This window comes from Bradyrhizobium sp. 25ACV (assembly GCF_054863005.1).
On record NZ_JAVAYO010000019.1, the window covers coordinates 109,595 to 132,732 of the forward strand.

At 65.1% G+C, this 23,138-nt stretch carries 13 protein-coding genes and 1 pseudogene; 9 read left to right on the top strand and 5 right to left on the bottom strand.

What is annotated here, in order from left to right:
- Positions 1–51: 51 nt before the first annotated feature.
- Positions 52–735, top strand: a complete 684-nt coding sequence (locus RAD04_RS33105; RefSeq protein WP_461627141.1) for a helix-turn-helix domain-containing protein — start codon at positions 52–54, stop codon at positions 733–735.
- Between the two features lie 70 nt (positions 736–805).
- On the opposite strand, the gene RAD04_RS33110 is transcribed toward RAD04_RS33105, so the two are convergent.
- Positions 806–3,877 (bottom strand): Rne/Rng family ribonuclease, encoded by a 3,072-nt coding sequence (locus RAD04_RS33110; RefSeq protein WP_461627142.1) that lies wholly within the window; start codon positions 3,875–3,877, stop codon positions 806–808.
- A 706-nt stretch (positions 3,878–4,583) separates the two neighbouring features.
- Here RAD04_RS33110 and RAD04_RS33115 point away from each other — a divergent pair.
- The 7 genes and pseudogenes from RAD04_RS33115 (at position 4,584) to RAD04_RS33145 (ending at position 14,071) form a co-directional block, all read left to right on the top strand.
- Positions 4,584–5,879: an N-acetylmuramoyl-L-alanine amidase gene (locus RAD04_RS33115; protein ID WP_461627143.1), complete on the top strand. Its 1,296-nt coding sequence runs from the start codon at positions 4,584–4,586 to the stop codon at positions 5,877–5,879.
- A gap of 254 nt (positions 5,880–6,133) precedes the next feature.
- Positions 6,134–8,641, top strand: a complete 2,508-nt coding sequence (locus tag RAD04_RS33120) for a penicillin-binding protein 1A (RefSeq protein ID WP_461627144.1) — start codon at positions 6,134–6,136, stop codon at positions 8,639–8,641.
- 199 nt (positions 8,642–8,840) lie between these two features.
- Positions 8,841–9,972 (top strand): peptide chain release factor 2 gene (gene prfB / locus RAD04_RS33125; RefSeq protein ID WP_461627145.1). Its coding sequence is split into 2 segments (ribosomal slippage): positions 8,841–8,909 and positions 8,911–9,972, totalling 1,131 coding nucleotides; the frame shifts between segments, so codons are not numbered across the junction.
- A 2-nt stretch (positions 9,973–9,974) separates the two neighbouring features.
- Entirely contained in the window at positions 9,975–10,856 is an 882-nt protein-coding gene (locus RAD04_RS33130; RefSeq protein ID WP_461627146.1) for an NAD(P)-dependent oxidoreductase, read from the top strand.
- A 13-nt stretch (positions 10,857–10,869) separates the two neighbouring features.
- Positions 10,870–11,739, top strand: coding sequence for a DMT family transporter (locus RAD04_RS33135; RefSeq protein ID WP_461627147.1), 870 nt, complete (start codon positions 10,870–10,872; stop codon positions 11,737–11,739).
- Between the two features lie 79 nt (positions 11,740–11,818).
- A pseudogene (locus RAD04_RS33140) lies at positions 11,819–12,728 on the top strand (DMT family transporter).
- 107 nt (positions 12,729–12,835) lie between these two features.
- A complete protein-coding gene (locus RAD04_RS33145) occupies positions 12,836–14,071 on the top strand; it encodes an ABC transporter substrate-binding protein (protein WP_461627148.1) in 1,236 nt (411 codons plus the stop codon).
- 24 nt (positions 14,072–14,095) lie between these two features.
- On the opposite strand, the gene RAD04_RS33150 is transcribed toward RAD04_RS33145, so the two are convergent.
- A complete protein-coding gene (locus RAD04_RS33150; RefSeq protein WP_461627149.1) occupies positions 14,096–15,448 on the bottom strand; it encodes a M23 family metallopeptidase in 1,353 nt (450 codons plus the stop codon).
- Positions 15,449–15,559: 111 nt separating this feature from the next.
- The gene (locus RAD04_RS33155) at positions 15,560–16,249 is read right to left on the bottom strand and encodes a peroxiredoxin (RefSeq protein WP_461627150.1); all 690 of its coding nucleotides are present in this window, start codon (positions 16,247–16,249) and stop codon (positions 15,560–15,562) included.
- A gap of 204 nt (positions 16,250–16,453) precedes the next feature.
- Between RAD04_RS33155 and RAD04_RS33160 the strand changes: the two genes are divergently transcribed.
- Positions 16,454–20,266: a YhdP family protein gene (locus tag RAD04_RS33160; RefSeq protein WP_461627169.1), complete on the top strand. Its 3,813-nt coding sequence runs from the start codon at positions 16,454–16,456 to the stop codon at positions 20,264–20,266.
- A 171-nt stretch (positions 20,267–20,437) separates the two neighbouring features.
- Here the strand turns inward: RAD04_RS33160 and RAD04_RS33165 are convergent, their stop codons facing one another.
- The gene (locus tag RAD04_RS33165) at positions 20,438–22,132 is read right to left on the bottom strand and encodes a methyl-accepting chemotaxis protein (RefSeq protein WP_461627151.1); all 1,695 of its coding nucleotides are present in this window, start codon (positions 22,130–22,132) and stop codon (positions 20,438–20,440) included.
- Between the two features lie 362 nt (positions 22,133–22,494).
- On the bottom strand, positions 22,495–22,932 hold the full coding sequence (locus tag RAD04_RS33170; RefSeq protein ID WP_461619923.1) for a DoxX family protein: 438 nt from the start codon (positions 22,930–22,932) through the stop codon (positions 22,495–22,497).
- Positions 22,933–23,138 lie beyond the last annotated feature (206 nt).

Below are 23,138 nucleotides of genomic sequence, written 5' to 3' on the forward strand. Positions count from 1 at the left end.
GATTAGACGGATCGATCAACAATTTTCCGGCCGCCGTGGTAGCCTTGCTGCATGAGCGAGATCATGACGACGCCGGAAGGCGCCAATTCCCAGCTCGGCCAATGCCTCAAGGCGGCCCGCCAGGCGCGGGGGCTGACGCTGAAGCAGGTTGCGGAGCGGACCGGCATGGCGCTGTCGACCCTGTCCAAGGTCGAGAACGGCCTGATGTCGCTGACCTACGACAAGCTGCTTCAGCTCACCTCGGGCCTGAAGATGGAGATCGCCGAGCTGTTCAATCCGGCGCCGCCGCGCCTTGAGCAGAGCCGGCCGGTCACGGCGCGACGGAGCATCAGCCGCGCCGGGCAGGGGCAGGTGATCACGACCGGGTTCTACACCTACACATATCAATGCACCGATTTGATCGGCAAACGGATGGTGCCGATCCTCGCCGAAGTCCGTGCGCGCTCGCTGGAAGAGTTTGGCCCGCTGCTGCGCCACGCCGGCGAGGAGTATTTTCTGGTGACGAGCGGACGCGTTGCCGTCCACGCCGAGTTCTACGCGCCGGAGATCCTCGGCGAGGGCGACGGCATCTATCTCGACAGCACGATGGGCCACGCCTACCTCAACGCGGGCGATGCGCCGTCTGCGACAGGCGTCTGCCTCTGCACCAGCGAGGCGCCCGATCTCTACGATCAGCTCCGCCGGATCGCTGCGCGCGACGCTGCGCCGCTGGCCGAAGAATTGCCGCCGCCATAGCCGAGGCGAGGAGAGCTTCGAAACAAAAAACGCCCGGCTGTGCCGGGCGTTTTGCATTGGGTGTTCGGCCTTATTCGCCGCCGCCGAAGCGGCGCGACCACCAGCCGGCGCGGCGCGGTGCGACTGGGGTTTCGGTTGCCGCTTCCGGCGCGGGCTCGGGTGCCGGTGCGGGCGGAGCGACCGGCTCGGGCGCCTCCGCAACTGGGGTTGCCGGCTCGCTCGGGCTGCTCGACAGGAAGCTCACCTTTTCCCGGACCGTGGAGCGGCGACGCGCGGCCTTGTCGTCGGCGGGCTCTTCCTCCGCGGCAACGGGCTCGGGCTGGGCCGGCGCCTCGGTCTGCATCTGCACCTCGGTACGCGGCTCAGACTGGATGACCTGTGGCTCAGCGGCGTGCTCGGCTTGCGCGATCGAAGGCGCAGCCTCGCCGCCAAAGCCGTCGAAATCGGCGACGGCGTCGGACGCTTCCGGCGGCGCATTGGCCGCGAGCTCGTCGCTGATGGAGCCGGCGAGACCGTCCTCGCTGCCGCCACGCCGACGGCGTCCGCCGCGGCGACCACGCCGGCGGCGGCGATCAGCGCTGCCCTGCTGCTCGCCCCGGGCCGCCTGTTCCTCGCCTTCTTCGCCGTCCTGCTCGGACTCGGCATCCTCTTCGCCTTCGCCGGCGGCAACGGCCGCCTCGGGAAGGGTGGTGGGGCTATCCTCACGCAACTCGCCGTCGCGCTGGCCACCGCGGCCGCGCCGGCGACGGCGGCGCTTGCGGCGCTGGCCGTCCTGGTCGGAGGCTGCCTCGCCCGCAGCCTGCTCCTCGGCGAGACCTTCGGTCTCCTCGGTTTCGACCTCGGATTCGAGTTCGGAATCGAATTCCTCGTCGTCATAGGCTTCTTCAACGATCGGCGGCGGGCTTGCTGCCGCCTGCGCCACCAGTAGGGCCTTGGCGGCTTCCAGCGTGTGGACCTGCTCGCCGCGGTCGATGAGATAGGCCTGCGGCCCGCTGACGCTCGCGTCGGCGATGACCGACAACGTCACCTTGAAGCCGTTCTCGAGATCGCGCAGATGGCCGCGCTTGTGGTTCAGCACATAGAGCGCGACGTCGGTGCGGGTGCGGACCACGAGATTGTGGGTCGCGCCCTTCATCAGGATCTCTTCGAGGCCGCGCAGCAGCTGCAGCGCCACCGACGACACCGAACGGACATGGCCGGTACCGCCGCAATGCGGGCACGGATCGGTCGAGCTCTCCAGCACGCTGGCGCGGATGCGCTGGCGCGACATCTCGAGCAGGCCGAAATGCGAGATGCGGCCGACCTGGATGCGCGCGCGATCCTGCCGCAGGCAATCGGACAGCTTGCGCTCGACCGCACGGTTGTTGCGCTTCTCGTCCATGTCGATGAAGTCGATGACGATCAGGCCGGCGAGGTCGCGCAGGCGAAGCTGGCGGGCGACCTCTTCGGCCGCCTCCAGATTGGTCTTGAGCGCGGTGTCCTCGATATGGTGCTCGCGGGTCGATCGTCCGGAGTTGACGTCGATCGAGACCAGCGCCTCGGTCTGGTTGATCACGATGTAGCCGCCGGAGCGCAGCTGCACTGTCGGCGAGAACATCGCGTCGAGCTGGCTCTCGACGCCCATGCGCGAGAACAGCGGCTGGCCGTCGCGATACTGCTTCACCGCGCTGACATTGGCGGGCATCAGCATCTTCATGAAGTCGCGGGCTTCGCGGTAACCGGCTTCACCGGCAACCGAGATCTCGTCGATCTCCTTGTTGTAGAGGTCGCGCAGCGAGCGCTTGATCAGCGAGCCTTCCTCGTAGACGAGGGTGGGGGCCTGCGACTTCAGCGTCAGGTCGCGCACCGTCTCCCACATCCGGATCAGGTACTCGAAGTCGCGCTTGATCTCGGGCTTGGTGCGGGCGGCGCCGGCGGTGCGCAGGATGATGCCCATGCCCTCGGGCACGTCGAGATCCTGCACCACTTCCTTCAGGCGCGAACGGTCCTGAGCGCTGGTGATCTTGCGGCTGATGCCGCCGCCGCGGGCGGTGTTCGGCATCAACACGGCATAGCGGCCGGCGAGCGAGAGGTAGGTGGTCAACGCCGCGCCCTTGTTGCCGCGCTCTTCCTTGACGACCTGCACCAGCATCACCTGGCGGCGCTTGATGACTTCCTGGATCTTGTACTGGCGGCGCGGGCGGAAGGTGCGCTCCGGCACTTCCTCCAGCACGTCGTCGCCGCCGACGGATTCAACGACTTCCTCTTCGGCTTCCTCGCCGTCTTCGTCCTCGTCCTCGTCGTCTTCGCTGGTTGTTTCCGCAGCCTCGGCATGCGGCGTCTCGGCGCTCTCGCCCGCCGCGTACACGGCATCGGCCGGCTCAGCGGCGGAGGTCACGGCCTCAGCCAGAGCTTCCGCATGCGCTTCGGGGGCAGCGGTCTCCTGCAGCTCGGCAGCGACCACGGGCTCGGCGCCAATCGTTGCGACAGGCGCGGGCGTCTCGTCGGCGTGGTCGTGGTGATCATGCTCGCCATCGTGACCATGGTCATGATCGTGAGCGTGATGGTGCCCGTCATCATGGGCATGATGATCGTCGTGATCATGGTCGCCATGATCATGATCATGATCGTGGTGATCGTGAGCTTCGTGCTCGCCGTGATGCTCCGCGTCGGCGTGCAGATGCTCGCCTTCGTGCAGGGCGCCCTCGGCGCGCTCCGGCAGCGCCGCACCTTCGATCGGCTGGGCCGCGGGATCTGCGCCTTCGACGATGTCGCTGCGCACGCGCTCGCCATGACCGCGGCGGCGGGCGTTGCGGTGGCGCGAACGGCGGCGGCCGTGGGAGCGGTTCTCGCTCTCTTCCTCGGCCTCGCGATGGGCCTGTTCCTCGGCCTCGATCAGCGCCTGCCGGTCGGCGACCGGGATCTGGTAGTAGTCAGGATGGATTTCGCTGAAGGCGAGGAAGCCGTGGCGGTTGCCGCCATATTCGACGAAAGCGGCCTGGAGCGAAGGTTCGACCCTTGTGACCTTGGCGAGGTAGATATTCCCGCGCAGTTGCTTGCGTTGCGCGGTCTCGAAATCAAACTCTTCGACGCGATTGCCGCGGACCACGACGACCCGGGTCTCTTCCGGGTGGGTGGCATCGATCAACATCTTGTTGGGCATGTCTTAACTCTTGGCGGCGGCGGGCGCGGTTCACCGTGGGCGCAAGCTGCGCTGCCGGGTGACGCGACGGTCCACCTGATTCGGGGGTGAGGGGAAGGCCGAAACGCCGTCTCTCGCGCCTTGCCGAACCGGAAGCTTCAGGACCAAGGCGGCGCGCGGGATTTTCATTCCGCAGCGTCGCGAATGATCCTTCAGAATTCGTCGGCACAGTCTGGCGCATCAAGCGTCGGCCCGTATGAAACACTGGGCGGCGAGGCCGCCCTTCAATCAGTTGCTGCTGGCCAGGCATGGCGCGAGCGCGCTCGCCTTGGGGGATCACGAACCGCTCCCTTGGGATCAAGGGACCGGGTAATGGGTTACGTCGCTGTCAGAACTGTCCCGGTAACGCGAGAGGTAACCCAGGACCGTCCGCCGCCGGCGCTTGACCCGCTCCACCTCGCTGCCGCGCACCGCGCTGGTCTTAGAGGGGAGCGGAAAACGCTGGAATTCCCAAACCTTGAGAGTTCCGGCGCTGCACCGGGAGGCTGAATGCGACACAACCGGAAATATCGGCCGTCAGCATTCCGTACATACGAGGAATGAGCCATCGGTGCAAGGGAGCGTCGCACGGCGGTCACAGTCAGCGAGTTTCGCGTTTCTGTCATTAAGGATCGATTAACCCTGTGGTTCTATTGCGTTAAAAGGGCTGCTCGGAGGCACGGAATCGGTGGCGAGCCGCACAAATCAACGGGTTTTGCTGGGATGCGCACTTCTGTGCGCTGCAGCGTTGCCGTGCGCTGATTCCTCGCGCCTGAGCGCCGCGGAAAGCCAGCCGCAACCCACTGTTGCGGTAGCGAATTTTCCAGTCGCCTCGGCCGCGCGGCTGGCCGGCGATGGCAAGCAGACCCGCTTCATTCTCGACATCGACCAGGCCGTTACCTTCCGTGCGGTCACGCTCGCGGATCCGTACCGGGTCGTCATTGACGTGCCGCAGGTCAATTTTCAGCTGCCCGCGGGCACGGGGGTCGGGGGGCGCGGTCTCGTCAAGGCCTTCCGCTACGGGCTCGTCATGCCCGGCGGCTCGCGAATCGTGTTCGACCTGACGGGACCGGCCCGGATCGCCAATTCCTATGTGCTGGAGGCGGCCAATGGCCAGCCGGCCCGGCTCGTGCTGGAGCTGGAGGAGGTCGACCGGACCGCCTTCGTGCAGTCGCTCGCACCCGAAAATCGCCCCGAGCTGCGGCCCACGATCGCCGAGGCGCAGCCCGCAACGGCTCCCGCGACGACGGCCCCGGACACGGCGCAGCAGAAGGCCGATGGCCGCCCGGTGGTCGTGATCGATCCCGGCCATGGCGGCATCGACAACGGCACGCAGTCGAGCGGCGAGAGCGAGAAGAACCTGGTGCTGGCCTTTGGACGGGCGCTCCGCGACAAGCTGGAGAAGGCCGGCAAATACCGTGTGGTCATGACGCGGGACGACGACACCTTCATTCCCCTCAATGACCGCACCAAGATCGCCCGGAATCTGAAGGCCGCCTTGTTCGTCTCTATTCATGCCGATGCGCTGCCCCGTGCCGAGGGCGATGCGCAGGGCGCGACCATCTATACGCTGTCCGACAAGGCGTCCGACGCCGAGGCCCAGCGGCTGGCGGACGCGGAAAACCGGGCGGACGCGATCGCCGGCTTTAACCTTGCCGAGGAGCCGACCGACGTCGCCGACATCCTGATCGACCTCACGCAGCGGGAAACCCGCACCTTTTCAAACCGTTTCGCGCGTCTTCTGATGGGCGAGATGAAGTCGACGGTGCGGATGCACAAGCATCCCCTGAAGTCGGCGGGCTTCCGGGTGCTGAAGGCGCCCGACGTGCCCTCGGTGCTGGTCGAGATCGGTTACGTCTCAAATAAGGGCGACCTAGAGCATCTGGTCTCCGAGGGCTGGCGCTCCCGTGCCGTGGGCTCGATGGCGCAGGCGATCGACGGGTTCTTGACCAAGCGGATGGCCACGGCGGGATCGTCGAATTGACGACCCGGGGATCGTCAAATTGACGAGGGTTTTTCCGTCCTGCCGCAAAAGCCCTAGTTTGGCCACAGCCGGCGCTTTATAAAAATGCCGCAGGGGGTTCCGGAATCGGAGAGAATCCCGCTCGGCAAGCGTCTAAAGTCCGGCACTGATGGTATTGCGTAAGCCGGTGAATTCGTGACGTGAAGGTTGGCCCCTGTTTGGGTGCCAAGGGGCTGATACTGAGCTGATCCAGAGATTGAACGGATAAACACATAATGCGCTTGCTGGTGCGGTTCATGGGCTTCCTGTTCGCCGCGGGAACGGTGGTGTTCCTTGTTGGTGTCGGGGCCGTGGCAGGCCTGATCTGGCATTTCTCCAAGGACTTGCCCGACTACTCTCAGCTTCAGGATTACGAGCCGCCGGTGATGACCCGCGTGCACGCGGTCGACGGCTCGCTGCTCGGCGAGTACGCCAAGGAGCGGCGGCTGTATTTGCCGATCCAGGCGGTGCCCAAGCTCGTGATCAACGCGTTCCTGGCGGCCGAAGACAAGAATTTCTACGAGCATGGCGGCATCGACTACACCGGCATGGCGCGCGCCGGCGTGGTCTACATCCAGAATTACGGCTCGAACCGGCGTCCGCAGGGCGCCTCCACCATCACCCAGCAGGTCGCCAAGAACTTCCTTCTGACCAACGAGGTCTCCTTCGCCCGCAAAATCAAGGAAGCCTTGCTCGCGATGCGGATCGAGAAGACCTACTCGAAGGACAAGATCCTCGAGCTTTATCTGAACGAAATCTATCTCGGTCTGGGTGCCTACGGCATCGCAGCTGCCTCGCTGGTCTATTTCGACAAGTCGGTGAACGAGCTGACGGTGGCGGAAGCGTCCTATCTGGCCGCGCTGCCGAAGATGCCGGCGACGCTGCATCCGGTCCGCAACCGTGACCGCGCCATCGAACGCCGCAACTACGTGATCGACCGTCTGGTGGAGAACGGCTGGATCAAGCAGGCCGACGCCGACAAGGCGCGCAAGGAGCCGCTGGCCGTCACCAACCGTTCCAACGGCGCCCACACCTTCGCCGGCGAATATTTTGCCGAGGAAGTCCGCCGCGACATCTTCGAGCGCTACGGCGAGAAGAAGCTGTATGAGGGCGGTCTCTCCGTCCGCACCACGCTCGATCCGAAGATCCAGGTCATGGCGCGCAAGGCCATGGTCTCGGGCCTCGTGAACTATGACGAGCAGCAGGGCTATCGCGGCGCCATGAGCAAGCTCGATACCTCGGGCGATTGGGGCGTGAAGCTCGCCGAGATCAAGTCGCTCTCGGACATCTCGCCATGGCGCATGGCGGTGGTGCTGGAGACCAGCGACCAGTCGGCCCGCATCGGCTTCCAGCCGAGCCGCGAGCTCGGCGGAGCCGTAAGCAAGCAGCGCGAGACCGGCATCGTCACGGTTGACGGCGTGCGGTGGGCGCGAGCCGTGCAGGGCGGGACCAAAGGCAAGACGCCGTCGGCGGTGTCGCAGGTGCTGCAACCCGGCGACGTGATCTACGCCGATCCACTCTACAAGGACGGCCAGCCTGTCGAGGGCCAGTACCGGTTGCGCCAGATCCCCGAAGTGTCCGGCGCGATGGTGGCGATGGATCCCTGGACCGGCCGCGTGCTCGCGATGGTCGGCGGCTTCTCGTTCGACCAGAGCCAGTTCAATCGCGCCACGCAGGCCTATCGGCAGCCGGGTTCGTCGTTCAAGCCGATCGTGTACTCGGCGGCGCTCGACAATGGCTATACGCCCTCGACCGTCGTGCTCGACGCCCCCATTGAAATCGACCAGGGGCAGGGCGCCGGCGTGTGGCGGCCGGAAAACTTCTCCTCGGGCAAATTCCAGGGACCGGTGACGCTGCGCAACGCGCTGCGGCAGTCGCTCAACACCGTGACGGTGCGGCTGGCGCAGGACATCGGCATGCCCTTGATCGGTGAATATGCCCGCCGTTTCGGTGTCTATGACGAACTGCCGAACTATCTCTCCTACGCGCTCGGCGCCGGCGAGACGACGGCGATGCGCATGGTCACGGCGTACTCGATGCTCGCCAATGGCGGCCGCCGGGTGAAACCGACGCTGATCGATCGCATCCAGGACCGCTACGGCCACACCATCTTCAAGCACGACCAGCGTGAATGCCGCGGCTGCGACGCGCCGGGCGGCTGGAAGAACCAGGCCGAGCCGCAGCTGATCGACCGCCGCGAGCAGGTGCTGGACTCCATGACCGCCTATCAGATCACCGAGCTGATGGAAGGCGTGGTGCAGGCCGGTACGGCCACGGTCATCAAGGAAGTCGGCAAACCCGTCGCCGGCAAGACCGGCACCACCAACGAGGCCAAGGACGCCTGGTTCGTCGGCTTCTCGCCCGACGTCGCCGTCGCCATCTACATGGGCTACGACAAGCCGCGTCCGCTGGGTAAGGGCAATGCCGCAACCGGCGGCCATCTGGCCGCTCCCATCGCGCGCGATTTCCTCAAGCTCGCGCTCGCCGACAAGCCCGCCGTCCCCTTCAAGGTGCCTGCCGGCATCAAGCTCGTGCGCGTCGTCTCCAAAACCGGCATGCGCGCAGGTCCTGGCGAGACTGGCGGAACCATTCTCGAAGCCTTCAAGCCGGGCACGGCGCCGCCGGACAATTACTCGGTCATCGGCGTTGCCGATGCCGACGGGCGCGGCGGCGTGCCGGCCTCGCAGCAGCAGCAGCCCGATTCCGGCTTCTTCATGCGGCCGGGCACCGGCGGGTTGTACTAAGGCTTAGGACAAGACAGACGATCCCGGTTCCGGCGGTTGCGCTTTGGCGCTGCCGCCGTTACATCCCCTGAAACGTGACGAGTCATCGCGTTTCAGGTTTTTCGTTTGCGCATGATCTTGTCGGGAAACCGCTGCACACTTTCCCGGATCATGCGCTAGCAATCTAACGCGGACCAATTCCGCGACATCAGAGAACGACATGCGCGCCGAAATCGAACGGTTGGTAGAAGAGATCAAGCAGTCAGTCGGGCTGCTGAGGAGGCATCTTTGACGTCGAGAGATCGACGGCGCGCCTCGCTGAGCTGAACAAGCTCGCAGAAGATCCCAATCTCTGGAACGATCCCCAGAAAGCCCAGAAGCTGATGCAGGAGCGGACCTCGCTGGAGGATTCGCTCTCGGGCATCGGCAAGGTCGAGCAGGAGCTCGAAGACGACATCGGCATGATCGAGCTCGGCGAGGCCGAGGGCGATGCCGGCGTCGTCGCGGAAGCCGAAGCGGCTCTCAAGAATCTGAAGAAGGAAGTGGCGCGGCGCGAGCTCGAGGCGCTGCTGTCGGGCGAAGCCGACCGGTTCGATTCCTATCTCGAAGTCCACGCCGGCGCCGGCGGCACCGAAAGCCAGGACTGGGCGCAGATGCTGCTGCGCATGTACACACGCTGGGCCGACACCCACGGCTTCAAGATCGAGGTGCTGGAAGAGTCCGAGGGCGAAGAGGCCGGCATCAAGTCCGCGACGATCCAGGTCTCGGGCCACAACGCCTATGGCTGGCTGAAGACGGAAGCGGGCGTGCATCGCCTGGTGCGCATCTCGCCGTTCGATTCCAACGCGCGGCGGCACACCTCGTTCTCGAGCGTGCAGGTGTTCCCCGTCATCGACGACAGCATCAAGATCGACATCAAGGAAGCCGACGTCCGCGTCGACACCATGCGCTCGGGCGGCGCCGGCGGCCAGCACGTCAACAAGACCGAATCCGCGGTGCGGCTGACGCACATTCCGACCGGTGTCGCCGTGGTCTGCCAGGCCGGCCGCTCCCAGCACAAGAACCGGGCCCAGGCCTGGGACATGCTGCGCGCGCGCCTGTATGAAATCGAGCTGAAGAAGCGCGAAGAGAAGGCCGCCGCCGACCAGGCCGCCAAGACCGATATCGGCTGGGGTCACCAGATCCGCTCCTACGTGCTGCAGCCATATCAGATGGTGAAGGATCTGCGCACGGGGGTGCAGACCTCGGACACCTCGGGCGTGCTCGGCGGCGATCTCGACGACTTCATGGCCGCGACGCTGGCGCAGCGCGCCTTTGGCACCACCGGTGCCGACATCGAGGACGTGGACTAATCATGCCCCGCGTCGCCTTCATCGGGCTTGGACGGATGGGCCACGGCATGGCCGGCCGCTATCTCGATGCCGGCTTCACGGTGACGCTGTGGAATCGCAGCAAGGCCAAGGCTGAAGATTTGATCGCGCGCGGCGCGCTTTGGGCGACCTCGCCCGAGGACGCCGCGATCGATGCCGACGCGGTCGTGACCATGGTTGCCGATGACGAAGCCTCGCGCGCGGTCTGGCTCGGGCCGAAGGGCGCGGCCAAGACGGCGAAATCAGGCACCATCGCGATCGAATGCTCCACCGTCTCCTATGACCATGCCCGCGAGATGGGCCGCGAGCTGAATGCGCGCGGGCTCATCTATATCGATTGCCCCGTGACGGGATTGCCGGATGCGGCGGCCGCCGGAAAACTGACGCTGCTGGTTGGTGCCGACGCCGCCGATCTCGAACGCGCGCGGCCGTATCTGACGCCAATCGGCTCGACCATCCGCCATTTCGGCGCGGTCGGTTCCGGCACCGTCTACAAGCTCATCAACAATCTCATGGGCGCGATCCAGATCGCCGGCCTCGCCGAGGGGCTCGCCATCGCCGAGCAGGCCGGGCTCGACATGAACCTCGTGCTGGAGTCGATCCAGGCGGGCGTCGCCGCAAGCCCGCAGGTGCAGCGCCATTCCAAGCGCATGGTCGCCCGCGACTTCAGCGGCGCGACCTTCACGGCAGCGCTGCGGCACAAGGATGCCGCCTATGCCGTCAAGCTCGCGGAGAGCCTGCTGGCCGACAAGCCGCTAGTCTCGCGGGCCGCGGTCGAGTCCTACGCGCAGGCGAAGGCGGCGATGCCTGATGACGACGAAGGCAGGATGATCGAGCTGGTGTCGCGGCCGAAGAAGCCGTCCTAGCCGGTCGCATCACATGGGGCAGCCTCGTTCGGAACGCGGTCTTGGCATTGCCCTCGTCGTCGCCGCCGCGATTGCCTGGAGTACGGCGCCGTTCTTCACACGCCTTCTGCCGTTTGACCCCTGGACCATTCTGTTCTGGCGCGGCCTGTTCGCCGGCAGCCTGATCACCGTGCTTCTCGTGGTGATGCAAAGCCGCGCCGGCCTGCGGCAGTTGCTGGCGCCGGGCAAGGCAGGCCTGCTCGTGGCCTCATTGTCCGCGATCGGCATGGTTTCGTTCATTCCCGCGCTGCAGATGACCGACGTCATGAACGTGGCGGTGCTGATCGCAACACAGCCGTTCGTTGCGGCCGCACTGGCTTGGCTGTGGCTCAATGAGGCCGCGACATGGCGCACGCTGATTGCGAGCCTGATTGCCTTTGCCGGCGTGGTGATCACGGTCGGCGGTGTGCGAGCCGGTGCCGACCTCGGTGGCATCGCGCTCAGCTGCCTGATGGTGCTCGCCATCTCCACCATGACGGTGGTGGTCCGGCGCCATCGCGAGACGTCGATGGTGGCGGCAGCCGCGCTGTCGAATTTCATCGGAAGCCTCGTCAGCCTTCCATTCGCGCATGACATCGCTCATGTCGGCGGCAACGGCCTCGCGATCCTCGCGATGTTCGGCTGCCTTCAAGTCGCGCTGGGCTTGACCTTCTACATGCTCGGCTCGCGCTTGCTGCCGTCAGGACAAGCTTCCCTGATAGCGACGCTGGAAACGCCGCTGATGCCGTTCTGGATCTGGGTTGCCTTCCGCGAGATACCGGCCGTCCACGCGCTCATTGGCGGCGCGCTGGTGATTGGGGCGGTTGTTGCCGATATCGCGGGCGATCGCCGGACTCGGGGATGATCTTGGCAGTCTTGTCGGAAACCGGGTGGCGAGATTTTCCGTGTTGTCCTAGGCGAGGAGCCGCGCCGAGGTGAAACGCATGCTCCCAACCGACAACCGGATCGACGCGCGCGACTGGTCGCTGCTCGCGGTGCTCTCCGTTCTATGGGGTGGCTCGTTCTTCTTCAACGGCGCCGCCTTGCGGGAATTGCCGCCGCTGACGCTGGTGTTTTTGCGCGTCGCGCTCGGTGCCGCCATGCTGCTGCCGCTGCTCCGCATGCAGGGGATCGGCTTGCCCAAGAGCATTGTGGGCTGGAAGCCGTTCGTTGTGATCGGGCTGTTCAACAATGTCATCCCGTTCTCGTTGATCGTGGCCGGGCAGACTTTCATCCCGAGTGGACTGGCGTCGATCCTGAATGCGACGACACCGCTGTTCACGGTGGTCGTGATGGCCGCGGCGGGCGAAGAGGCCTTGCGGATGCGGCGCGTGGCCGGCGTGGGGCTCGGCCTTGCCGGCGTGATCATCCTGCGCGGATGGGGCCTCGAGACGAGGCCGGGGCAGGAGCTCGGCATCCTGCTCTGCCTTGGCGGCGCCTTCAGCTATGGATTCGCCGCACTGGCAGCGCGGCGAATGCTGAAGGATTCAGCTCCGCTCGGCACCGCGACGTTTCAGCTGATGGCGTCCGGTGATGATGGTGATCGTCGCCGGCGTGGTGGAGCAGCCTTGGCGTCTTCCGGTGCCGGGCCTGACGACCTGGCTCGCCGTGCTTGGGCTCGCGGGCCTCTCGACGGCGCTCGCTTATATCGTCTTCTTTCAGATCATACGGCGCTCCGGTGCGAGCAATGTCATGCTGGTGACGCTGCTCATTCCCGTCACCGCCATCCTGCTGGGATGGCTGGTGCTGGATGAGCCGATCTCGATGCGCGAGATCGCAGGCGCCATCGTCATTGGCAGCGCGCTGCTCGTGATCGACGGACGCGTTTTGAACCTGCTGCGACGCAGCGAGTAAATTCCGGATTCGCCGTTTCATCTCGCGGAAAATCGAAGCGCTTGCCAGCCGCGAACGGCCTTGCGACACTCCCTACAAAACAAGACTACAAAACAGGGGAGAGACCGATGCCGGGTCGTCGCAAAAACCTTGCTGCCCTCGCCATGCTTGCTGCCGGAGTGCTCATCACGACACCGGTCTCGGCGCAGAAAAAATACGACCCCGGAGCCAGCGACACCGAAATCAAGATCGGCAACATCATGCCCTATAGCGGGCCAGCGTCGTCCTATGGTGTGATCGGCAAGACCGAGGCCGCCTATTTCAAGATGATCAACGATCAGGGCGGCATTAACGGGCGCAAGATCAATTTCATCAGCTATGACGATGCCTATTCGCCGCCGAAGGCAATCGAGCAGGCGCGCAAGCTGGTCGAGAGCGACGAGGTGCTGCTGATCTTCCAGCCGCTCGGCACGCCCTCGAATTCCGCGATCATGAAATACATGAACGCCAAGAAGGTGCCGCAACTGTTCGTCGCCTCCGGCGGCACCAAGTTCGGCGACCCCAAGAATTTCCCGTGGACCATGGGCTTCCAGCCCAACTACCAGAGCGAGGGACGAATCTACGCCAAGTACATTCGCGATCATTTCCCGAGCAGCAAGATCGCTGTGTTCTGGCAGAACGACGACGCCGGCAAGGACCAGTTCAAGGGCCTGAAGGACGGGCTCGGCGACAAGGCCAATATGATCATCGCCGATAAATCTTACGAAGTCAGCGATCCCTCGATCGACTCGCAGATCGTCGCCCTGCACGATTCCGGTGCCGACATCTTCTTTTCATGGGCCGCGCCGAAGGGCTCGGCGCAGGCGATCCGGAAGGTCGGCGAGCTCGGCTGGAAGCCGAAATTCTTCCTGGCCAACACCGCGACATCCGTCGCCTCGGTGCTCAAGCCCGCCGGGCTCGACTTTTCCAAGGACATCATCTCGACGGTCTATCTGAAGGACCCGACCGATCCGACCTGGGACAAGGATCCGGCCGTGGTGAAATGGCGCGAATTCATGGACAAATATTATCCCGACGGCGACAAGGCCAATTCCAACAACATCTACGGTTATGTCCAGGCCGAGGCGATGGCGCAGGTGCTCAAGCAGTGCGGCGACAATCTCACGCGTGAGAACGTCATGAAGCAGGCGGCGAGCCTGAAGGATTTCCACACCGACCTGATGCTGCCCGGCATCATGGTCAACACCTCACCGGACGATTATTTCCCGATCGAGCAGATGCAGCTGATGCGCTTCAACGGGCAGGCCTGGGAGCTGTTCGGCGACGTCATCACCGGCGAGGTCGGCCACGAACGCAGCCAGTGATCATAGGCGCCTTTTGTCGCGGGTTTAGCCCGCGCTGAGACGCACGCCGGCGCGCAGGAACTTCTGCGGATCGACCGCTTCGCCCTCGATGCGGGTTTCGTAATGCAGATGCGGACCGGTGGAGCGACCGGTCGACCCGACCAGACCGACGACCTGGCCGATCTTCACGGTCTCGCCGACCCTGACGTTGATCTCGGAGAGATGGCCGTAGCGGGTCGAGAGCCCATTACCGTGGTCGACCTCGACCATGCGGCCGTAGCCGCCGGACCAGCCGGCCGACACCACCTTGCCGTTGGCGGTGACGCGAACCGGGTCGCCGGTGGCCGCGCGGAAATCGAGCCCGGTATGCATCGCGGGCCGGCCGAGGAAGGGATCGCTGCGGACGCCGAAGCCGGAGGTGAATTCGACCTCGCCGATGACGGGCTTGCGATAGGGCACGAGCGCCAGCGTACGGTTGAGACGGTCCATCTCGGCGCGCGTGGTGTTGATGCGATAGAGCTGTTTCTCGAACGGCCCGGCATTGGCCGTCAGCTTGACCGGTACGAACGGCCCGCCCATCGCGCTGCGCGGCACGGCGGATTCGAGATTGGCGAGATTCAGGCCGAGATCACTGACGACGCCGCGCATCCGGCGCATGCGTGAATCCATGCCTTCCTCGACGGCGCTGAGCGCCGCCATCTGGCGCCGTTCAACCTGGTCGAGCGAGGTCGTGAGCCGAACCAGGACGTTGTCGAAGCCCTGGTTCTTGGCGAATTGGCTGGTCGGGGGTGCTGCGACCGTCGGAGCCCGCGACTCCAGGCGAGCCTCACGGTCCGGAGGCGCCACGAAAATCACGGTGTCGCTGATCGGCGAGGGTTTTGGCGTGCTCTGGCTCGAATCGCCGCGCTGCGGGGCCGCGCGGGGGATCGAGCCGGTCACGTCAGGCATGGCCCCAAGCGCCGTCGCCCGGGACTCCAGCGCCGTCTGGCGCTTCATGATCTGGTCGAGCTTCTGGTCGAACTGTTCCTGGTCGAGCAACTGGCGGCTGGTGGTGCGGTCGACCTTGGCGCGCAGCTCGGCGATGCGGTCCTCATAGGCGTATTGCATCTCGGCCTGGCGGGCGATCAGCCGGGTCAGGACGTCGTCACGGAACGCGAAATAGGTGGCGGTTGCCGCCGACCAGAGGCCGAGCAGCACCACCGTGCCGACCACGATCCAGAACACCACGGGCCCGAAGCGAACCTGCTTGCCGGCATGGACGATGGTGTAGGCGTCGTCGGTCGCGGGAAGGGGAATCGCTGCGGTTGCCGCGAGGGCGGGACGGCGTTGGGAGGCCCGTCCGCGGTCGTGAGGATGATGTTGGGCGTACTGCGAGTATTGGGCAGAACTTTTCGACATCGGCACTCCCGCGCCGGTCGGATGAGTCCGTACGGCCTAAATTGCCGCAGCAATCTGGGCCGCTCATGGTTAATTTTCCGGAAACGGGAACGCGCGAATTTAAAGGACTGGTTAAAGACTTCTTGCAGCTTCCAGCACCTTGTCGGCATGGCCGTCTACCCGGACATTGCGCCAGATCCTGGCCAGTTTGCCATCGGCCCCGACCAGTATCGTGGTACGAAGAATCCCGAGGAAGCTCTTGCCATACATGGATTTTTCGCCCCAGGCGCCATAGGCTTCCAGCATCTGGTGGGTTTCATCCGAGATCAGTGGGATACCGAGCTTGTGCTTGTCGCGGAACTTCTCCTGAGCCTTTAACGGATCGGCGGAGACGCCGAGCACGGCGGTACCGGCAGCCGCGAAGGCACCGGCGAGGCGAGTGAAGTCGATCGCCTCCCGGGTGCACCCGGGCGTGTCGGCGCGGGGGTAGAAGAACAGGACGAGCTTTCGGCCGGCATAATCCGCCAATGTGACGACCTCGCCGCCGTCGCGGGGCAGGCGGAAGGCGGGGGCCTTCTGGCCCTCGGCCAGGCCGGACTTCGCCTTAGGGGGCGGGGACGCCGATTTGGAGGAATTTAACTGTTTCGATGCGGCCGTATGTGATCCTGCTTTTGCTAAGGTCCCGGTTGATTTGGTCGCCGGTGTCCGCTGTGTTTTCGCGGACTTTGTCGGAGTAGAGGCCCGCGTTTTCAGGGCCGTCTTTTTAGCCGTCGGACTGCCGGAGGGCGTTTTGGACGATTTCGTTCGGGATTTCTTGGACATACGCCTTCCTTTCGACGCTTTCGGCGGGTCAACCGAAACGGTATTGCAGGTCTCGTCCGGTTTGCCGGAATCGCGCCCTCGGCTGGGCAAGTCTGGCGGCGCCGGAGTATGGTTACAAGGAATTCCACGCACCACCCCACTGCTCGTTGAACGCGCTCCCGGGGCGAAATGACGAACAGCAGGAATATTCGAGGTATGGCGGCAATGCCGGCGCAGGGAGCTTCGCTTCCCGCGGACGGCTGCGGTCCCGGCGGCGCTCAATCGTTTGACGGGCGCCTGTATCGAGAGGCAATGGCAAGGAATAAGTCGCCCCAGGATTACAATCGGGACTTCGATCGGCGCGGCGTTCAGCAACAGCCGCAGGAATGGGACGACGCCGATTGGGATCCGGATCAGGAGGCGGCCGCGGGCCATCGCGCGCGCCGGCTGTTGTCGCGTTCCAATTCGGGCTTTCATCGCTTCGGTGACGGTTTTGGCGCGTTGCGCCGCTGGCTGGCCGCCGATCGCTGGCTGAAGCGTGTCGTCCTTGTGGTCGGGACTCTCGCCGTCATCTTCATCGGCTGCTTCGGCGCCCTGTGGTGGCGGCTCGGTGCCGGCCCCATCAATCTCGACATTGCAACGCCATGGCTGGCGGCCGCGATCGAGGACAATATCGGTCACGGCAACACGGTCGAGATCGGAGGCACCCAGATCGAGCGCGCCGGCCGAGTTCGCATCGCCGTCCGCATCCGAGACATCATCGTCCGCGATCGCGATCACGCCATCGTTGCCAGCGCGCCGAAGGCCGAAGTGAAGCTATCGGGTGCGGGCCTCTTGATGGGGCACCTGCGCGCCGAGAGCCTCAACCTGGTCGATGCCGAACTCGCGATCCGCATCGCGCCCGACGGTACCGTCACCGTGTCCGCCGGCGATACCGCAAAGCCGCTGGCAACCGGCGTCGCCTCGAAGAAGGACGCGGGCCTGCCGCCGACGTTCCCGCGCAACGGCGTCCCGCCGCCGCCATTCGCCACGGGGCCCGCGAGCCAGGATCCATCCCAAGCCGCCTCTCAAGGCCCGCCTCAGGCGACGGCGCAGAGCGGCATCCTTCAGGGCCTCGACTGGCTCGACAGTCTGAGCATGACCGGCCTCGACGGCCAGAACCTCAACGAGATCGGTCTGAAGAACGGCAACCTGATCGTCGACGATCAGCAGCGCGGCAGCAAATGGTCGTTTGAGAACATCACGCTCAGCCTGCGCCGGCCGAGCCGCGGGGGCGTCACGCTCAGCCTGGGCGAAGAGGGCGCGCGCCCATGGATGCTGCGCGCCACGATCGGGCCGGCCGAGAACGGCGTGCGCTCGGTCGACATCAAGGCCGACAAGGTCTCGACCTCCAACATCCTGTTGGCGTTGCGGGTCAAGGATCTCACCTACACCGCCGACCTGCCGCTGACGGGCGAGCTCAAGGGCGAACTCGGCCGCGATGGCGTGCCGACCTTCTTCCGCGGCAAGCTCGCGGTCGGCGCCGGCAATATCATCGACACCGACACGCCAGACTATCCGATGGCGATCGACCAGGCCGAGATCAACGTCGAGTGGGACGCCAATCGGCGGGTGCTGGTGGCACCGTTCAAGATCCTGTCGGGCGCGAACCGCCTGACGCTTCTGGCCCATCTCGAGCCGCCCAACGGCACCATCAATGACTGGCAGCTCGGCTTCAGCGGCGGTTCGATCCTGCTCGGCGGCATCGACAACGAGCCGCCGCTCGTCTTCAACCGCATCGCGATCGGCTTCCGCTTCGACACCGACCACAAGCGCCTCCTGCTGACGCAGGCCGACATTAGCAATGGCGAGATCGGCGTCGCCGGCACGGGTGCCATCGACTATTCCGGCGAGCCCCGGCTGACGCTGGGCTTTGCGGGAACGCCGATGTCGGCCTCCGCGCTGAAGCGGATGTGGCCGACGCTTGTGGTTCCCGAGTTGCGCGAATGGGTGATCGAGCGGATCGAGCGCGGTACGCTCCAGCGCATCGAGATCGGCGTCAATTCGCCGACGAAGAACCTTCCGCGCAAGGGCCCGCCCATTCCCGACGACGGCCTCTCGGTCAACATCGTGGCGAGCGGCGTCGCGGTCCGTCCCGTGGACGGCATGCCTGTTGTGCACGATGCCGATCTGAAGGCGCGCGTGACCGGCCGCACCGCGACCGTGACCATCGGACAGGGCATCGCCGATACGCCTGCCGGCCGCAAAGTCACGATTTCCGATTTCGTCTTTGAGGTGCCGGATATGGCGCCCAAGCCGTCGCCGTCGCGGACCAGGTTCCGCGTCGACGGACCCGTGCCTGCGGCGGCCGAGATGCTCTCGAATGATCGCCTGAGTGATCTGTCATCGACCGTCGTCGATCCCAACACCAGCAAGGGGACGTTCACGGCGAATATCCAGCTCGGCCTGCCGGTCAAGGGCGAGCTGACCAAGGCGGACACGACCTACGCCGTCACCGCCGATCTCAACGGTTTTGCCGCCGACAAGCTGGTGATGAACCAGAAGCTGGAGGCCAACACTCTCAAGATCGTCGCGAGCAACCAGGGCTATCAGGTCAAGGGCGACGTCAAGATCAACGGGCAAGCGGCCTCGCTCGACTACCGCAAGCCGGCCGAGGGCGACGCGGATGTCAGGTTGCAGGCGACGCTGGACGATGCGAGCCGGGCGCGCCTGGGATTCGATCTCAGCCCCGCCGTCAGCGGATCGTTGCCGATCAAGCTGTCGGGCAAGATCGCCGGCGGCCCCGATCAGACGACGAAGCTCGGCGTCGAGGCCGACCTGACCTCGGTGAAGCTCGACAACATCCTGCCCGGCTGGGTCAAGCTGCCGGGCAAGTCGGGCAAGGCCAGCTTCAAGGTCGTGCCGACCGCACAATCGACGCGTCTGGAGGACATCGTCATCGAAGGCGGTGGCGCTTCGATCAAGGGCTCGCTCGAGGTCGACGCGAACGGCGACCTCATGAATGCGAACTTCCCCACCTATTCGCCGTCCGATGGCGACAAGGCCTCGCTCAAGGTGGAGCGCAGCCAGGATGGCGTCATCAAGGGCACGATGCGCGGCGATGTGTTTGACGGTCGCGGCTTCCTGAAATCGGCGATCTCCGGCAATTCCAAGGACGACAAGAACAAGATGAAGAATGTCGATTTCGACATCGACGTGAAGCTCGGCGCCGTCGCGGGTTTCAACGGCGAGGCCATGCGCAGCGTCGATGCCAAGATGTCGAAACGCAATGGTGCCATCAAGGCGTTCACGCTGAGCGGCAAGGTCGGCAAAGACACGCCGGTGGCGGCTGATCTGCGCGGCGGGCGTGCACAGGGCAACCGCGAGGTGATCTACCTTCAGACCAACGATGCCGGCGCGCTGCTGCGCTTCACCGATACCTATACCAAGGCGGTCGGCGGCCAGATGGTGGTGGCGATGGAGCCGCCGACATCCGAGCCGAACACCTCGCGCGAGGGCCTCATCAACGTCCGCGACTTCACGGTGAAGGGCGAGGCGCAGCTCGAACGCGTCGCCGCCGGCGCGCCCAACGGCACCGGCAACGGCGTCTCGTTCAGTGCGCTCCGCGCCGAGTTCACCCGGCAGAATGGTGCGCTCACGGTCCGCGACGGCGTGGTCAAGGGTCCCATGATCGGCGCCACCATCGAGGGCTCGATCGACTATCCCGGCAACCAGGTCTGCATGAGCGGCACCTTCGTGCCGATGTATGGCGTCAACAACATCTTCGGCCAGATCCCGTTGTTCGGCATCTTCCTCGGCGGCGGCAACAATGAAGGGCTGATCGGCGTGACCTATGAGGTCGTCGGCACACCGGCTGCGCCCGTGATGCGCGTCAATCCGATCTCGGCGATGGCCCCCGGCCTGTTCCGCAAGATCTTCGAGTTCAACACCGGCAAGCAAAACTCACCGTTCGAAGAATTCCCCTCGCAGTCGAACGACGGTTCGACCGGCTCGACGCGCCAGCTCTCGAGCGGCTGCAGCCTGACGCGGCGGCAGTAGGGACCGGCTGTCTCCGGCATCATGGCCGGGCTAAACACTGTCCCGGCCATCCACGCCTCACCGACACCAGGAACGTCGATGCCCGGGCCTTCGCCTCGCCGAAGCGGCTTCGGCCGCGCAGGCGGGACAAGCCCGGGCATGACGGAGATCGCTTGGAGTGTTGTCGGCCGCCTAAGCCGCGCGCACGCCTGCGAGGAATGTCCCGACTTCGCCGGAGAGCTGTTCGGCCTGCTTGGAGAGGTTGCTGGCGGCCGCGAGCACCATGCCGGCGGCGTTGCCGGTCTCGTTTGCGGCGGTCGAGACGCCGCCGATATTGGTGGTGACTTCCTTGGTGGCCTCCGCGGTCTGCGAGACGCTGCGGGCGATCTCGGCAGTGGCGGCGCCTTGCTCCTCAATGGCGGCACCGATCGAGGTGGCGATGCGGCTGACCTCCTCGATGGTGGCGGTGATGCCGCCGATGGCGTCCACGGCCTCCTTGGTCGCGCCCTGGATCTGCGCGATCTTGTCGCCGATCTCGCGGGTGGCTTCGGCGGTCTGGCTCGCCAGCGACTTCACCTCGGAAGCGACGACGGCAAAGCCGCGGCCGGCTTCACCGGCGCGCGCGGCCTCGATGGTGGCGTTGAGCGCGAGCAGGTTGGTCTGCGCGGCGATGCTGGAGATCAGCTCGGCGACGTGCTCGATCTGCTGGGCACCGTCCGAGAGCGCGCGCACGATGGTGTCGGTGCGGCGCGCGCTGTCGACCGCGCGTCCCGTGACTTCCGCGGACTGGGCGACCTGGCGACTGATCTCGGTGATGGAGGAGGAGAGCTCTTCGGCGGCGGCCGCGACGGTCTGGACGCGTTGGCTGGCTTCGGTGGCGGCCGTGCCGACCACGGCGGCGCGGCGGTTGGTGCCCTCAGCCGTGGATGACATCGACTTGGCGGTGGTCTCGAGCTCGCCGGAGCCGGAGGCCATCAGGCCGACGAGCTGACCGACGGAGGCATCGAAGCGATCGGCGAGGGCGATCAGGGCGTCGCGCTTCTCCTGCTCGCTGCGGGTCTTGGTGGCGACCTGCTCGGCTTCCAGGTTGCGCGCCGTCAGCGCGGTCTGCCTGAGCACTTCGAGTGTCTCGGCCATGCGGCCGATCTCGTCGCCGCGGTCGGTCTCCTCGACCGGCTTGTCGATGGCGCCTTCCGAGATCTCCTGCATGCGGTTCTTCTGGCGGTCGAGCGCGCCGAGCACGTCGCGAGCGATCAGCCAGGACAGCGTCGCCATCAGCAGCATCAGGCCGATGCCGATCGCGGCGAGCTCCAGCGTCAAAGCGCGCACGTCGGCGTCGATGTCGTCGACATAGAGACCGTAGCTGATCGTCGCGTTCCAGGGCGCGAATTTGCGCGCGAACACGGTCTTGCGCACGGGCTCGGTCTGGCCGGGGCGGGGATAGAGATAGGAGGTCACGCCGCCCTGTGCGGTCTCGCCGCCAGCCTTGATGATGGCGTCGGCGATCAGGACGCCGTTGGCGTCCTTGGCCCCAGTGATCTTGCCTTCCAGCTGCTGGTTGGCACCGTTCACCAGGATGGAGGTGTCGGGGTTGTAGACAACGGGATAGCCTTGGTTGCCGTTGAAGTTCATGCGGCGGCCACGCTGGTGGAACTGGGCCTTGGCGTCGCCCAGCGTCAGCTTGCCGGCGGCAACCTCTTCCTGAAGCGATTGCGCGTAGTTGTAGAGCAGCTCTACCGCAGTCCGCATCTGCTGGACTCGATCCTCCATCATGCGGCTCTTGCTGAGGACGGACGATACGCCGATGATGGCCGTGACTGTGAGAGCTGAAAGACAGACCATGCTGGCGAGCTTGGTCCGGATCTTGAGATGACTCATCAGCTTCATCGCAGCCTCGAAGAAATGGTTGTTATTGCTCGCGTCGGTAGCATGAAGTTCTTACCAATCATGAATGGACGCATGCGACGTGCTGCCGCGCGCGCAGCGTCCGCAGCTGGATGCGCAAGCATGCAGGCGGAATCGCGCTTCGCCAGCGCGTGGCGCGTCAGGTCGCTGAGACAGATGATGTCGGAGTTTGGTGGTGACCGAGCCTGGCCGGAGCGGCAATGAACCGATTCGTTCACCGCATCGTCATGGCCGTGCTGCTCGTGGCGGCCCTCGTTCTGATCTGGAACGTGCTGGGCGCGCGCTGAACCGGCACCGGCAGATCCGCCGGTGCCGTTTTGCTTTCAGGTTAATTTGCGAGTGCCTCAGCGCCGTGCGTAGGCATCGCCCGCCGCGTCGCTCTCCTTGCCCATCAGCGCATCGACGCTGACCGAACCGCCGCCGGCGGCCGCGAGATAGAGGCAGGCGAAGCAGAACAGGATTGCTGCGGTGCCGCCATTGAGCAGCGGCAGGAACACCGGCGTTTCGCCTTTGAGCATGTGGCCCATGAAGTAAGCGAAGGCCATTTCGCCCGAGAGAATGAAAGCGGTGAGGCGGGTGAACAGGCCGAGCATCAGGAGCGCGCCGAGCACGAGTTCGAGCGCGCCTGCCGTCCAGATCAGCGGCGGGATGTTGGCGAAGTAGGGGAGCACCGGAAACTTGAAGATCTTTGCGATGCCGTACTGGAACAGCAGCAATCCGGTGACGAAGCGAAACAGGCTCAAGAGAACCGGTTGAAAGCGAGTGAGATACGGAAAGTTCATTGGTTTGTGCCCTCCATCCAATGTTGCGACTTGGACCGCATTCGGTTTCGCCCTGCAAGCCGTGCACACTCGATTCGTCCTGACATTTTCGTCATGTCGGACAAAACACCGCAGGCCAGGATTTCAGCCGCGTACGACCGCACCTTTCGCGCGTATTCCGCGTCGCGCCCATCCGTAATTTCCCGGTGACGCGGATGCGCGCAAGT